The organism is Acinetobacter sp. A2, assembly GCF_012371325.1.
Lineage (GTDB): Bacteria > Pseudomonadota > Gammaproteobacteria > Pseudomonadales > Moraxellaceae > Acinetobacter.
This window is the reverse complement of the sequence record NZ_JAAZQX010000015.1, coordinates 55283-69354: the sequence shown is the minus strand read 5'-3', so window position 1 is coordinate 69354 and position 14072 is coordinate 55283. Positions and strand designations below refer to the sequence as shown.

The window sequence follows — 14072 nt, the reverse complement described above, 5'->3', positions numbered from 1 at the left end:
GACCATACGTTATAGTTGGCTGAGCAAGCATTTATTTGATACTTTGGATGAAGTACAAGATTATGCAACAAACTGGTAGTGGCATTACAACCATGAAAGACCACATCAAGCTAACAAAGGAGAGCCACCTCTAATGGCTGCTTAACCTCTACTTTTAACTTCGGTTATTTATGGGAGGATTACCCCACTAATCCAAATGCAATTATAGTGGCAGCTAAAATATACTTCATACTGTGTACCTTGTTTTTAAAAACTGAAGCAAATGAATAATAATTCTTATAATTTTATTAAAATAGATAGAATTACACTTTTATTACCAATTATTCACTTAAAATAATATTTTCGATTTTTAATAGAATAAGTGATAATAAGTTTTATTTAAAAATCATAGTGCATATTTAAGTGAAATCAACATAAACACACAATTTGAACTTTAAAAATATTGTACGCTCAACACAAATTTTATGTGTGAGATTCAGTATGGATAAAAATAAGACATTCGATGCTCAGTTTTTGCAGCAGCAATTTGAGCAATGGCATCAACTACATCAGCAATTAGAGAAAGCTCAGGAGCAATGGCAGGCAGCAGAAAAATTGTGGCAAGAATTACAGGAATATTACCAAAGTGAGCAATGGGTGATTGATTATGAAAATTCACCAGAATTAACATGTCGTGAAGGCGAGTATTCTATTTTGGCACAAGACACTTTATGGAATGCAATGGAAGAACGTAGACAACAGGCAATCACTTGGATGAAATTGGGTCTAAAGGTTGTTGAACAATAATGAATAGGTAAAACTGTTCAGCAGATTATATTTTTCTTAACATTGTCTGATATATAAAGCATGCTTAAGCATGGCTTAAGGACGTAACCATTATGAAAAAACGCTTTTATTTTCCAATAAGTGCGATATTTTTAGTTGCAATTACGGGTTGTAGCCAAAATTCTGACATGAAAGCTGTGGAGACTAAACCGGTGATACAAAACTGTGTACCTGAAGCCGCAGCGAAACTAGTTGGTAAAACTGAATTATCTGAAGCTGAAATTAAAGCGATCACACAAGCTGAAATTGTGCGTATGGTTGCCCCTGATCAACCTGTGACGATGGATTACCGCATGAATCGGGTCACGGTTGTAATTGATCCTAAAACAAGAATCATTGTTCAAGCATCTTGCGGATAGTCAATTTCATCCAATTTTTTAAATCAGACACACCCTGCAAATAGGACAAATTAGGTCTTATTATCAGGGTGTTTTTAATGTACTGATCTTTCTAAATATTCATACGACAGTGCTAAAATATGTCTAGCTTTAAAGCTATAGTGATAGATAAATTTTAGTCATTATAGGCAGGTTTTTAATATTTGAATCATTTTAGATCAGGTTAGACAATGTACTTAATCATGTGTTTGAAAAATCAAGGAAAAATAATTTAATGAACGCCTTGAATATATCGACACGCTTAGGTGGATTCTACTTTTTCTACTATGCAATCGTTGGCACCTTTCTTCCGTTTTGGAGTTTATATTTAGAAGATCAAGGCTTTAACTATCAGGAAATTGGTGTTCTATCTTCAATTGCTATTTTAACTCGCTTTTTTGCGCCTTTTATTTGGGGATGGATTGCCGATAAATCTGGCAAGCGTATGTTATTGGTACGCATTGCTACATGGATGGAAGCCTTTATATGGCTGCTGATTTTTATAGTTCCGAATAGCTTTCAGTCGATTGCTTTACTCATGCTCATTTTTAGTTTTTTTCAGAATGCTATTTTGGCGCAGTTTGAAGGCGTGACTTTATTTTGGCTAGGGGATAAACGTGCTGAATTATATGGAAAAGTACGTAAATGGGGCTCGGTTGGTTTTATTGTTGGGGTGTTTGGTATTGGTGCAATTTTAGAAATTATCCCAATTTCTATGCTGCCAATGCTATTACTCAGCATTTCACTTTTGGCATTTCTATGGTCATTTAGTATTCGGGAACCCAGCGCTGCACCTACATCACAAAAGCAACTTGAACCATTAATGCCTATTTTGAAGCGCCCGGTGGTGTATTCCTTTTTTATGATTGAGCTGGTTTTACTGTTTTCTCATGCACCATTTTATAGTTTTTACAGTAATTTTTTACATCAAGCGGGTTTTTCAACTACGCAGATTGGATTGTTGTGGTCGGTTGGTGTAATTGCAGAAATTATAATGTTCGCTTACGCCACATGGTTTTTACAGCGGTGGTCTTGGCGTGTTTTAGTCGCTTTTTGTTTAGTGGTTACAGCACTACGCTGGGTGATGGTTGGCTTATTTCCTAGTACTTTCATAGCACAGTTTTTCGCACAAAGCATTCATGCCTTTAGTTTTGGACTATTTCATATTATTGCGATGCGGGTAATTTTTCAGAATTTTTCTGCAGGGCAACAAGGTCGAGGACAAGCTCTATATAGCACGATGTGGGGCTTAGGTGTTGCATTGGGCAGTATTTTAGCAGGCCATTACTGGGATTTACTTTCTGGCGAGATGATTTTTATTTTTGCAGGATTATCAACATTAATTGGATTGGTGTTTATTTGGGGCTTACCTAAACAGGTAGAATCTACAGAAGTGCAAAAATCTTGATTTATACTATTTTTAAATTAAAAGCACGCAACTGAATTTTACAGTTGCGCTGCTTTTGCTGCGAAATCGCCCTGTATGAATGGGGCGTAGATTTATTAAATGCGAATTTTCGCGTATTGATCCCACCAAGGCTGTGCATATTCAAGTTGTGCCGCCAACTGTAATAAAATATCTTCACTCGCAAAGGGCGCAATAAACTGTGAACCTAAAGGCAAGTTATCTTTATTCCAATACAAAGGCACTGACATGGCAGGTAGTCCTGTAATATTGGCGAGTTGGGTAAATGGTACCCATTTTAGGTTCTCTTTAACAATACGATCTACCAACTTGCCTTGAGCCAGCCAATGAGCTTTACCCGCATGCAATAAGGTTTTTAAAATTGGTTTTTGCCATGCAGGCGTTTTGACCTCACCATTTTTAGGTGCAACAGATGCCGTGGCTGGAATTAAATACAGATCGTATTTCTCAAAAAAGTGATTCATTTGTGTGACATACACACCCCAGTTATTTAAATTACGAATGTAATCTACAGAAGATGTTTTTGCACCAAAGGCTGCCAAAGCCAAAGAATCTAGCTCAAAGTTATCTGATTTTTCAGGTAAACGTGTTTGAATTTCTGCAATTAAATAAGCAAACTGGCTAAACCATGTGGTAATAAAATCTTTAGCCAACTGCATTCCATCAATCGCAGGGCGGTCTTCAACCACTTCATGCCCTAAAGCCTGTAACAGTTTCACAGTTTGCTGAATGGCTTGAACTGCATCTTGTGAAACTGGCGTACCAATAGGTGATTGCGTGCAATAGGCAATGCGCAGTTTTTTAGGCGGCTTTTGAATCGCGTCTAAATAAAGACCTTTTGGTGCTTCAATTTTAAATAAAGAGTTGTAGTCTGGCCCATGAGTTGCATCAAGCATTGCAGCACTGTCTCGCACACTTTTGCTTAAAATATGCTGCATGGCTGCACCATGCATGGCCTCACTGGTATGAGGTCCCCACGGGGTGCGACCACGACTTGGCTTTAAGCCAAACAAACCACAGTATGAGGCTGGAATACGAATAGAGCCGCCACCATCACTGGCACCTGCAATTGGAACAATTCCTGCTACTACTGCCGAAGCTGAACCACCCGAAGAACCGCCACTATTATGTTTTAAATTCCATGGATTTTTACATGCCCCCCAAGCATCGGGTTCAGTTATTCCTTTAATGCCAAACTCAGGTGTGTTGGTACGACCAAAAGTGACAATACCACTATTTTCCCAACGATTCACAATTTCAGCATTTTCTTCTGCAAGATGGCCTGCACGTTTTAAGCCCTGACAGCCAAAAGAGATTGGATAACCTTTGTATTGTTGAAATAAATCTTTAACTAAAAAAGGTACACCTGCAAATGGGCCAGTCAGCTTTGCTTGGGTGCGCTGCCGTGCATGATCATGCATGGGGATGATAATGGCATTTAATTTTGGATTGGTTTGTTCGGCTCGGTCTAAGGCAATTTCTAGTAATTCTGATGCCTGAATTTCTTTTTTGGCCACCAATTTGGCTAATCCCAAAGCATCATATTGAAGATATTCTGCAAGTTTCATTTCAATCCTGAAAATTGTTATTGTCAAAATGATGTTGTATGCGATTTTGCTTTAAGATGCAAGAATGACCTGATTACGACCACGAGTTTTGGCTTGATAAAGAGCTTGATCGGCCTGATTAACAAGCTCTTGTAATGCCAATGTTGTGGGTAGGTTGCTGTGTGAAACCCCAATACTGACAGTAAGTGTAATCGGTTCACGCTGTGCTAATTTGAGTGGTGTTTCCGCTATACTACGACGGATTCTTTCTGCAATTTTTTCTGTTTCACTTAAGCTATTATTCTTAAGTAAGATAATAAATTCTTCACCACCGACGCGGCTAAATAAATCCGTTTCACGTAAGTTGCTTTTTACCAAAGCGACCAAATGTTGTAAGGCACGATCACCCACATAATGCCCATATTGATCATTCATTTGTTTAAAATGGTCAATATCCAACATGATTAATGAAATTGCACGATTTTTTCTGTCTTTTAAGGCAATTTCACTGAACTCGACAAAACTACGACGGTTGAGTGTTTCAGTTAGACTGTCGTGATTGGCGAGATATAAAACTTCTTGATAGAGCTGTCTGCGGTTTTGACTGATCACACATAAAAGTAAAGTTGCCAACGCTAAAATGATAAGCCCGACACGTATTGAAATAATCGTGGTTAAATAACTCGAATTTACTTCATCTAAAAACATGCCTGTAACACTATGGTAAAGCGTTAATGCCACCAAACTGTTAATTACAGATAAGTTAAATAAGCGATAGGTCGATGCCGCCCAAATTAAAGCTGCAAGCGGGTAGAGCAATGCACCTGGCCCATAAAAAATGTGTGTGCAGACAATAGAAAGTAATAGCGCCAAAAATGGCAAAGTGTCATAGACACGGATTTGCTTTAAATTTTGTAAATGTGTCGCGTGTTTAATTTTTTGCCAACTGGGTGCAGCCAAAATTAACGGCAGAATAATAACGGCATTGAGTACTTCACCCGACCACCAAGTAAAAAAATCAATCCAGCGATTTTCTACCAGCATAAAACTGTGCGGAAGATGCGGAATAACCGTGATTGCAGTGAGTGCGCCAAAGAAGCATCCACAAGTCACGCCAATAATATGTGGGTACAGTAAAGACACATTTTGGTGATTTATTGACAGCTTAGAACGTGCATAATCAAATAAAAACAAGCCACTCAATACAGCAATAAGATTAGAGAAAGTCAGTGCAAGGCTAATTAGTATGGAATTGCCGGTGACTAAATCTGCTACCATATAACCCGTAAATACGCCCAGTAAGCCTGCGGCATTTTTAAGGTTTGGAAAACGAATGAACAAGCCCAATAACAGCGCATTGGTTGGCCAAAAAAATGCAAAATAACTTAAGGGACGAGTAATAATACCCAGCAAACAGGCAAGAAAAACCAAAACCGCGAGCAGCACAAAGGCAAAAATCTGCCTTTGGAATGTAGATGGCGTTTGCGTCATGCTTAGGTCTTGCAAGGGATTACTCTCTGTATTGCAATTTGTTGATTAATGAACAAAAAAGCTTAATTTAGACAACATTTGAAACAAAAATGTGATCATAGCAAATAATCATGACCTATAAAGTTAAATAAATGTAAACTGCGTCACACTTTGGTGAAATAAAAATTGTTGAGTTATGTTTATAGATTCTGAATCAATTTAAAAGTATGCTAATTTGAGCAAATGGTTTATATCTATCAATAAATGTATGAAAAAAATATATCTAATGACAGCGTTTGTTTTATGTTCAACATTCGCAATTGCCAATGAAAATACATCAACTATTGATGCTACAAAATTAGCAACGGTTCAAACGGCACAGTCAGTACAGAATACAAATAAATTTCGCGTTGTAACACGTCCAGAAATTGTAGGACTGTGGGGTATGCAAATTCCCAATAATCGTAAATGCATTGAATATTATAATTTCAAAAGTAATAACGATGTGATCATCAAAAGTGGTCAGGAATGGTCTGCTGGGGTGTATGACTATCAACCATCTCAAGATCCTGCCAACCTGTTACCTGCCTTAATTTTACAAATTAAATATGACAATAACGAGGTCGATTGTTCAGGGCATCAGGAAGATCAAACTGGTGATATTTCACAGTATTTTGTGAAATGGAAAAATGCACATACCATTAATTTTTGTAGTAATGAAAAAGCAGAACAATGTTTTGCAACTTTGTATCGAGTTTTGCCTTAAACCAAGTGTAAAACCATTTAACTTGAGGATGTATTGAATAAAGGCGATTCATCCTCGTAAACGTGCATACAGTTAAATAACCTTTTAAAAATCAATCTAAAATTTATTGAATAACAAATTAAAAGCTCAATAATAAATTAGATGAGCACTTAAAAGACATCCTTCAAGTTTCTTAAATTGATAAGCGACTTGAAGGATGCTGCTTAGAAATCTGTACTAAAATTATTGTAAGAGAGTACTGACGTCTTTATTGTTTTCGCGTTTTTCCATGCCAAGTGCAAAAGTTGCGCTTGGATCAATCACAAATACACCAGCAGTGCGGTAGACAGCATTATCGCCCAGTGAAAATTCAGCTGAATTTTCGGTGTAGCCATAACCAAAGGCATTGCTCTTGCCAATTGGGCTATATAAACCATGTTTGATGGTTGAGGCATTAAACATACTGCTAAATTTTTTGGTGCTCATATAGGTATCTTTATATGAAGCGACATCAAAGGTATTAATCTGTTCTTGCATAGATTGATCTAAATTAAATGCAATACCTGAAAATGCACGCGCTTTGCTAAATCCTGTTAATGGGTTGTAGCTTGTTTGATCTACAACTCGTGTGCCAGCCATGAGCACATCTTGACTGAGCGAAGTAAACCATTGCCCGTGCTCTGAAAAGGCAATTTGAAGTTTGCTAAAAGATATTTCATCTTTGAGCGGATTCCCCTCAATTGAAAACTCGAAAATACGGCGGTTTTCATCAAGCATTTCAAATGAAGTCGGTATATCAATACGGCTTTCAGCAATACGATTGCTGGTCATTAATGAAGATTGTGGCTGCTGAATAGCGTACAGATCAAGCGTATTTTCATCTAATAGACGATATTTCAGGTTTTCAATGTGCATTGAGCCATTGCTTTGCGGCACAATATTGAATTGAATTTGAGCTGTTTTAAGCGCTGTTGCATCTTTATAACAACTGCCATTACATATTATAAGGCTGGCAATATACGTTTTAGCTTGTTCTGATGAAGTTAAAAAGTCTTGATAAGCCAACTTTCTTTCAGCACCACCAAAAGTGAACACAGCATCTTAAACTCAGGGTATTTGAGTTCTGATTCTGGTGTTACTGCAAGTTTAGCCTGAGCCAACATGTCTAAAGCTTGTGTAGTGGGCCTTGGTGCAGGATTGCTCACTGCTGTATCTATTGGCGCTATGGTTGTTGGCGCACCACTAGCTGCAGGTGCAGATGATGTAGATGAACCGCCACCGCCACATGCGGTGAGAAAAACCAAGGAGAATAAACTAAAAGGTAAAATATATTTCATAAGAAAAGAATCTATTCAGGAATAGATTAAGCAATCGTTAGTATAGGGAGGCGCATTATACAAATGGAAAAAAACAGATTAAAACCCCGTAAAATGCTCAGGTTTTCTTGTAAATGCTTATAATACATGAACTTTCATATTTACTAGATAGATACATAAAGCCTAAGTCCTTCAGAAAGAAAAAATTATTTTGTGCATATTTCATATATACAAATGTATTTCAATATATAAAAATATTTTATCGTTCGATCAAAAATAGAACGAATGTTTGAGCCATGTGAATGTTTGTCACGACAAAATCCAACATGGCTCAAGAACAGCTAGCTTGTTTATGCCTCGTCAATTTCTACAGGATTTAAGCTTTTTGTTGGCATGGCTTTAAAGGGGGCACCAATTTGCTTTAAATCTGCACCCGATGGTGCTTGATACACTTTTAAGCCAAATTCAGGAATAATAGCCAAGAGGTGATCAAAAATATCTGACTGAATATTTTCATATTCTTTCCAAGCTGTAGTCTTGGTAAAGGCGTAAATTTCCAGAGGTAAGCCTTCGCTCGTGGGTTGTAATTGGCGAATGATTAATGACTGCGCCTGATTAATTCCAGGATGTTGTTTCAGGTAAAATTCAACATAGGCGCGAAATGTCCCTAAATTGGTTAAACGGCGTTGGTTGTATTGTGACTGATTCGCCAACTGCTGATTAAACTGCTCAATCTCTTCATTTTTGCTATGCAAATATTGATCTAATAACAAAAATTCTTTGAGTTTGCTTTGTTCATCTGCCGTCATAAAGTGCACAGAACTCTGATCCAGTAAAATGGCACGTTTAATGCGTCTAGCGCCAGCTTCTTGCATACCACGCCAGTTTTTAAAGGTATCAGTAATCAGTTTATTGGTTGGAATGGTGGTTAGGGTTTTATCCCAGTTTTGTACCGTAACGGTGTGTAATGACATATCAATGACATCGCCATCGGCATTTAAAGAGGGCATTTCAATCCAGTCGCCAATGCGTACCATGTCATAAGAAGAAATTTGTACCGAAGCAACCAAAGACAAGATTGTATTTTGGAAGACCAGCATCAATACCGCAGCCATTGCACCAAAACCTGCAAGCAAGGTAAACACATCTTTTTTCAGGAAAGTACCTAAAATCATCAAGGCACAGACCACATAAATAATGAGTTTGACCAGTTGCAAATAGCCTTTGATTGGTTTGTTGCGTGATTTAGGGTTGCGCTGATAGAACAAATTGAAAATATTTAAAAATTCAGAAATGGCCAAGGCAATAGTCAGGAAGATAAATGCCTGTGCGCCCATTTGTATTAGGGTTTCGACTTTGTCAGATAAATGCGGCACGGTAGTAATGCCATTCATAATGATCAAAGCAGGCACAATGTTGGCAATACGGCGAATTACACTGTGTTGCGAGATAATTTCGCTATTGGCAAAGGTCATTTTAGAAATGAGTTTACGGATACCACGTACCGCAATTTGCTTGGCAATAAAGTTGGCCAAAATTGCCAATAGAATGACCAGGCTGAGTGAGGTCAGCATCTCTAACCATGGGTATTGGTTATACCATTCCTGAATATTTTGAAATATGCGAAACTCTTGCAAAAGATCCTCTCTTTAAAGGGTTGAAGACTGCTACATTCAATTTGAATGATGATTCGCATTGCTGTGTAGAGTAAAACCCTCATGCTAAATCTATAAATTGGTAGATAGTGTATAGGCTGAAGTTTAAAAAATTAAGGCTGAGTAACTTTTTGCTACATTTCAATTATTTGTTTTTACTCAAAGTTTAATTTCATAAAAAAGCCAGTAAATATACTGGCTTTTAAATCGTAAATGCTCAGATTTACCACATTAAATCATCAGGAATCACATAAGCTGCGTATGGATCATCTTCATCGGTGGTTGCTTCATTTTTCTCGGAATTATTAACGATGATGAAACCCTGCATTTTACTGTTAATACGATCTGCCAGCGCTTTAGGTAAGAAAGCATAGTTGTCTTGTTCTTTGGCAACCACCAAACTACCTGCAACAAGGGCATTATAAATTTGTTGGTTGATATATACCTTTTTAATTTTGCCATCTAAAAATTGATAAGCAACTTCGCCATCTGTATCGCGAATTTTATGTTGGCTGATCATTTGCATAATGGCTGCTTTCAGTTCTTTTTCCTGCAAAGCCGCTTTCTTTTCTTGCTCAATAGCTTGATCTTTCGCTAACTTTTCCTGCTGTGCCTGTGCAATTTTAGCTTTTACTTCAGCATCTTTACTTTCGCCTGTGCGTTGTTCGTGTACGGCTTGTTTAGACAGTTTTTTTGCCTTTTTATTATCGACTAAACCTGCTTTCAGCAATTGTGCCTGTAGTGCGTTTTTAACCATGATAATTTCCAAAACTTAATGTTGAATATGTCGATAGCGAAAATAAATGATCCAGTACACCAAACTCAGGCTAAGGCTGAGTCCTGCAGGTACTAGAAAAGAATTGAGTTTAAATGATGGGTAAATGGCTGCAGCAAGCAAACCACCTACAAAGAAACCCAGTAAAATTAGCAAGTGTAAAACAATACGTCGTTTTTCAACGGCTAAACCACGTACACGGTAGCCGAGCGCCAAGCCTAAATCGGTCAGTACTCCAGATAAATGTGTCGTGCGAATGATGGTGCCTTTATAATAGCTAATCATGGCATTTTGTATGCCCATCGCCACCGAAGCCCAAAGCAGTGCATAACGTGGGAAATAGGGTAACAGTGCCCAGCAAATTAAAATAAAAAATGCCACTAAACTCATAGGCAGGCCATAGCGACGGCCTAGGCGGAAATGGCTATTGCCTAAAATTACCCCACTATAAAATGAACCAATCACATAACATAGAATAACCAGAAACAAAAAAATCATTTGATCAGGCTTCCAGTCAATCATCGCCATGGCCAAAATACTGACGTTTCCAGTCATGTGTGAGACGGACTGATGCAACACGGTCACCAGTCCGAGCACGTTAATAATTCCAGCATTCACTGCCAGAAAAAATGCACCGAGTTGCACCCAAAGAGGTAAAGTTTGAAAAGGCATAATTGAAGATTGAATGAGTTTTCTAACTCATTGTATCTTAACTCAAACCACGGTCAACCGCAGTAGTAAATAACACATCGGTAGAGGAGTTTAATGCAGTTTCAGTAGAATCTTGCAATACGCTAATCACCATGCCAATTGCGACAACTTGCATGGCAATATCTGACGAAATTCCAAATAAACCACAGGCTACAGGAATGAGCAGTAATGAACCACCTGCAACCCCTGATGCGCCACATGCAGACACTGTTGCAACGACAGATAAGATTAGCATGGTACTAAAATCAACTGAAATGCCTAAAGTATTCACTGCAGCTAAGGTCAGCACGGTGATGGTAACCGAAGCCCCCGCCATGTTAATTGCTGCACCTAACGGAATTGCAACGCTTGCAGTCGATTCTTGCACGCCCAAACGCTTTGCCAAATCTAAATTCACAGGAATGTTTGCTGCCGAACTGCGTGTGAAAAATGCAGTAATGCCGCTTTCTCTTAAACATTGCAATACCAAGGGATATGGATTAGCCCGAGTTACAAAAGCTACCATAATTGGATTAATCACCAATACGACAAAGAACATCGTGCCGAGCAGTACAGCCAGTAATTGGGCATAGCTTGCAAGTGTACTTAATCCGGCATCGGCAAATGTAACAGCAACCAAGCCAAAAATACCGAAAGGGGCAAAGTTAATTACCAAGCGAATTACACGGTTTACTGCATTGGCAGCATCGGTTAAAAATACTTTGGTGGTTTCTGTGGCGTGTCTAAAAGCAATGCCTAAAGCGACAGCCCAAGCCAAAATACCAATGAAGTTTGCCTCAGCAATTGCCACGACAGGGTTTGCCACAAAGCTAAGTAATAAGTTTTTCAAAATTTCTGCAAGACTACCAGGAGGAGTGAGGTCAGCTTGAGTGGCTACATCTAAAAATAAAGTGCTTGGAAATAAAACACTGGCTATTACTGCGCTGAGGGCGGCTAAAAACATGCCAATCGCATACATCAACATAATCGGTTTAATGTAGGCATTGCTGCTACCAATTTTAAAATTGGCAATAGATGCCATGACCAAAATAAACACTAAAATTGGTGCAACAGATTTAAGGGCTTTAATAAATAAGTCCCCTAACAGGCTTAAATAAGCGGCAGATTCAGGAAATATAATTGCAACGGCCACACCCAGCACAATTGCAATCATAATTCGGGAGACTAAGCTCAAACGCAGAAAAGCTGAAAACATAAGAACGCAAAGTAAAAGAAAAACGGCTATTTTATACTGAAACAATCACTCGCTTAAAAATAATTTTGATATAAAAATTAAGTACCTATTTTTGAAAATGATATTTAAGAAACCATTTTTTTTAATAGATGTTAAAGTTCATATAACAGTTAAATAAGCTCCAAAATTTGGCTTATCAACTTGATGATACGCTTTGTGTCAGCTCAGGTGCTAATTCCTGCATAGCCAAATAATGCGATAAATAAACTTTGCCACTGAGCTGTTGTAATAGTTTGGAATGCTGTAACTTGTCCATTACAGGGCCTTTGATTTCTGAAAAATGCAGACAGATATTTAATTTTTTCAGTTCTGCATTTAAATCTTCAAGCATCTCTAAAGCACTTAAATCAATGCTACTGATACTCGAGCAGTTGACGACCACATGCTTGAGTTGCGGGTTTTGACTGACTTGATTAATAAAAAAGCCTTTTAAGGTATTCGCATTTAAAAAAGTCAGGTTTTCATCAATGCGCATAGACAATACATGCGTAGCAGTGCGGACTTGATGGCGCTGAATATTGCGAAAATGTTGTGTTCCTTCAAGTAAACCAATTTCTGCAATATGCGGACGGCTAATTCGCCACAACATTAAAATAAAAGTAGAGACTATCCCAATAATTAGGCCTGTAGAAATATCAATGAGTACGACGCCAAAGAAGGTGACCCACATAGCCAAACCATCTGCTTTTGAATAACGCCAGCTTTCACGGAAAGACTTAAACTCAACTAATTTCCAAATGGAAACCATAATGGTCGCTGCAAGGACTCCAAGCGGCAAATCACGAAAGAAACCTGTGAAGTACAAGCTTACAATTACAATCACGATGGAAGTAAATACGCCCGCCATTGGCGTTTTTGCGCCGGCATCTGCATTGACAACGGTACGTGACAAACTACCTGTAACCGGGAACGATGAACTAACACCCGCACCAAAATTAGCTAAACCTAAGGCAATTAACTCCTGATTGCTGTTTAAATGACTACGTTGTTGTAAGGCTGTGGCTTGTGCAATAGACAGCGACTCTACAAAGCTAATCATGGCAATCATGGCTGCGCCTGGCAGTAGCTGCATGATCAGATTTAGATTCCACTCAGGCAGTTGAATGGGTGGAAATCCTGAAGGAATTTCCCCAACTGTTTTAATGCCGACCTGTTGCAGATTAAAGGAAAATACCAAAACAATAGAGCCGATAACCAATACCAAAGGCAAGGCTTTTAAAATAAAGCCGCTACCCCGAATGCGTTCACGAATGGCATTGCTGTTGATGATTTTAGGGGCATAAATAAGAAATAAAATTGCTGCAATGCCTGAAATCACACTATATAAATGTGTCTGTCCGATATATTGCCAAAGGCTATATAAAAACTGGGGTAAATTACTGGCTTGTAGTGGAATATTTAATACGAATTTCAGCTGACCAATTGCAATCATAAGGGCAGAAGCAATAATGAAGCTTTTAATCACGGGGTGGCTGATCAGCTGAATTAAAAAACCAAAGCGTAAAACCCCAAGTAACAGAGAGATTAAACCCACCATAACGGCCAATAAACAAGCAGCTTGAATATATTCGGCTGAACCAACTTCAAATAATGGGTTTAAAGTGGCAAAGGTCATCATTGAAATAATGGCGACTGGGCCAATGGAGAGGGTTGGACTACCACCGACTAAGGCATACATCAGCATAGGGATTACACTGGCATATAGCCCCATGACTGGTGGCAAACCTGCCAGCATGGCATAAGCCATACCTTGTGGCACAAGCATCGCAATAACAATAAATGCAGACAGCAAGTCAGATTTCAATGTGTCTGCATTATATTTACGCAACCAGCGCCAAGCAGGCAGTACACGAGCCAAACGTGAATTGAAATCTGACATATTAAAATCTAAATCATAAATTTAGATATATTATGAACAAAAAATGCAAAGAAGTCTTTGTATTCAAATGAAGGAAAAGGTGCTTTTAGATAAATAAATTTGAGAAATATAT

At 38.3% G+C, this 14072-nt stretch carries 12 protein-coding genes and 2 pseudogenes; 5 read left to right on the top strand and 9 right to left on the bottom strand.

Features of this window, described 5'->3' with window-relative positions:
- From HHA43_RS07555 to HHA43_RS07540, 4 genes and pseudogenes are all read left to right on the top strand, one after another.
- Positions 1-145 (top strand): annotated as a pseudogene (locus HHA43_RS07555) (integrase core domain-containing protein); the annotation flags it as partial.
- 335 nt (positions 146-480) lie between these two features.
- Positions 481-786 (top strand): DUF4298 domain-containing protein, encoded by a 306-nt coding sequence (locus HHA43_RS07550; RefSeq protein ID WP_168419494.1) that lies wholly within the window; start codon positions 481-483, stop codon positions 784-786.
- A 203-nt stretch (positions 787-989) separates the two neighbouring features.
- Positions 990-1184: pseudogene (locus tag HHA43_RS13310) on the top strand (I78 family peptidase inhibitor); the annotation flags it as partial.
- Between the two features lie 253 nt (positions 1185-1437).
- On the top strand, positions 1438-2610 hold the full coding sequence (locus HHA43_RS07540; RefSeq protein WP_168461153.1) for an MFS transporter: 1173 nt from the start codon (positions 1438-1440) through the stop codon (positions 2608-2610).
- A gap of 95 nt (positions 2611-2705) precedes the next feature.
- Here HHA43_RS07540 and HHA43_RS07535 read toward each other — a convergent pair whose 3' ends face one another.
- Entirely contained in the window at positions 2706-4196 is a 1491-nt protein-coding gene (locus HHA43_RS07535; protein ID WP_168542270.1) for an amidase, read from the bottom strand.
- Between the two features lie 51 nt (positions 4197-4247).
- Positions 4248-5666 carry a GGDEF domain-containing protein gene (locus tag HHA43_RS07530; RefSeq protein WP_168419498.1) on the bottom strand — a complete coding sequence of 473 codons (1419 nt, stop codon included), beginning with the start codon at positions 5664-5666 and terminating at the stop codon, positions 4248-4250.
- 247 nt (positions 5667-5913) lie between these two features.
- On the opposite strand from HHA43_RS07530, the gene HHA43_RS07525 reads away from it, so the two are divergent.
- Positions 5914-6411 (top strand): hypothetical protein, encoded by a 498-nt coding sequence (locus tag HHA43_RS07525; protein WP_168461151.1) that lies wholly within the window; start codon positions 5914-5916, stop codon positions 6409-6411.
- 222 nt (positions 6412-6633) lie between these two features.
- On the opposite strand, the gene HHA43_RS07520 is transcribed toward HHA43_RS07525, so the two are convergent.
- The 7 genes from HHA43_RS07520 to HHA43_RS07490 form a co-directional block, all read right to left on the bottom strand.
- The gene (locus tag HHA43_RS07520) at positions 6634-7455 is read right to left on the bottom strand and encodes a hypothetical protein (protein ID WP_168461149.1); all 822 of its coding nucleotides are present in this window, start codon (positions 7453-7455) and stop codon (positions 6634-6636) included.
- Positions 7434-7727: a hypothetical protein gene (locus tag HHA43_RS07515; protein ID WP_168461147.1), complete on the bottom strand. Its 294-nt coding sequence runs from the start codon at positions 7725-7727 to the stop codon at positions 7434-7436. Before HHA43_RS07515 ends, HHA43_RS07520 begins: the two co-directional genes overlap by 22 nt.
- Positions 7728-8056: 329 nt before the next feature.
- Positions 8057-9343, bottom strand: coding sequence for a mechanosensitive ion channel family protein (locus HHA43_RS07510; protein ID WP_168542266.1), 1287 nt, complete (start codon positions 9341-9343; stop codon positions 8057-8059).
- Between the two features lie 241 nt (positions 9344-9584).
- Complete coding sequence (locus HHA43_RS07505) at positions 9585-10118, bottom strand: DUF2058 domain-containing protein (protein ID WP_168542264.1); 534 nt, start codon at positions 10116-10118, stop codon at positions 9585-9587.
- Between the two features lie 15 nt (positions 10119-10133).
- Positions 10134-10808, bottom strand: a complete 675-nt coding sequence (locus HHA43_RS07500) for a YoaK family protein (RefSeq protein WP_168461142.1) — start codon at positions 10806-10808, stop codon at positions 10134-10136.
- A 37-nt stretch (positions 10809-10845) separates the two neighbouring features.
- Complete coding sequence (sstT, locus tag HHA43_RS07495; RefSeq protein WP_168542262.1) at positions 10846-12042, bottom strand: serine/threonine transporter SstT; 1197 nt, start codon at positions 12040-12042, stop codon at positions 10846-10848.
- A gap of 175 nt (positions 12043-12217) precedes the next feature.
- Positions 12218-13960 (bottom strand): SulP family inorganic anion transporter, encoded by a 1743-nt coding sequence (locus HHA43_RS07490; protein ID WP_168542260.1) that lies wholly within the window; start codon positions 13958-13960, stop codon positions 12218-12220.
- Positions 13961-14072 lie beyond the last annotated feature (112 nt).

Coding starts and splice junctions, on each gene's coding strand:
- HHA43_RS07500 (WP_168461142.1), bottom strand. CDS start 10,808: ATGCCTTTTCAAACTTTACCTCTTTGGGTGCAACTCGGTGCATTTTTT.
- HHA43_RS07490 (WP_168542260.1), bottom strand. CDS start 13,960: ATGTCAGATTTCAATTCACGTTTGGCTCGTGTACTGCCTGCTTGGCGC.
- HHA43_RS07505 (WP_168542264.1), bottom strand. CDS start 10,118: ATGGTTAAAAACGCACTACAGGCACAATTGCTGAAAGCAGGTTTAGTC.
- HHA43_RS07535 (WP_168542270.1), bottom strand. CDS start 4,196: ATGAAACTTGCAGAATATCTTCAATATGATGCTTTGGGATTAGCCAAA.
- HHA43_RS07540 (WP_168461153.1), top strand. CDS start 1,438: ATGAACGCCTTGAATATATCGACACGCTTAGGTGGATTCTACTTTTTC.
- sstT (WP_168542262.1), bottom strand. CDS start 12,042: ATGTTTTCAGCTTTTCTGCGTTTGAGCTTAGTCTCCCGAATTATGATT.
- HHA43_RS07550 (WP_168419494.1), top strand. CDS start 481: ATGGATAAAAATAAGACATTCGATGCTCAGTTTTTGCAGCAGCAATTT.
- HHA43_RS07525 (WP_168461151.1), top strand. CDS start 5,914: ATGAAAAAAATATATCTAATGACAGCGTTTGTTTTATGTTCAACATTC.
- HHA43_RS07530 (WP_168419498.1), bottom strand. CDS start 5,666: ATGACGCAAACGCCATCTACATTCCAAAGGCAGATTTTTGCCTTTGTG.
- HHA43_RS07515 (WP_168461147.1), bottom strand. CDS start 7,727: ATGAAATATATTTTACCTTTTAGTTTATTCTCCTTGGTTTTTCTCACC.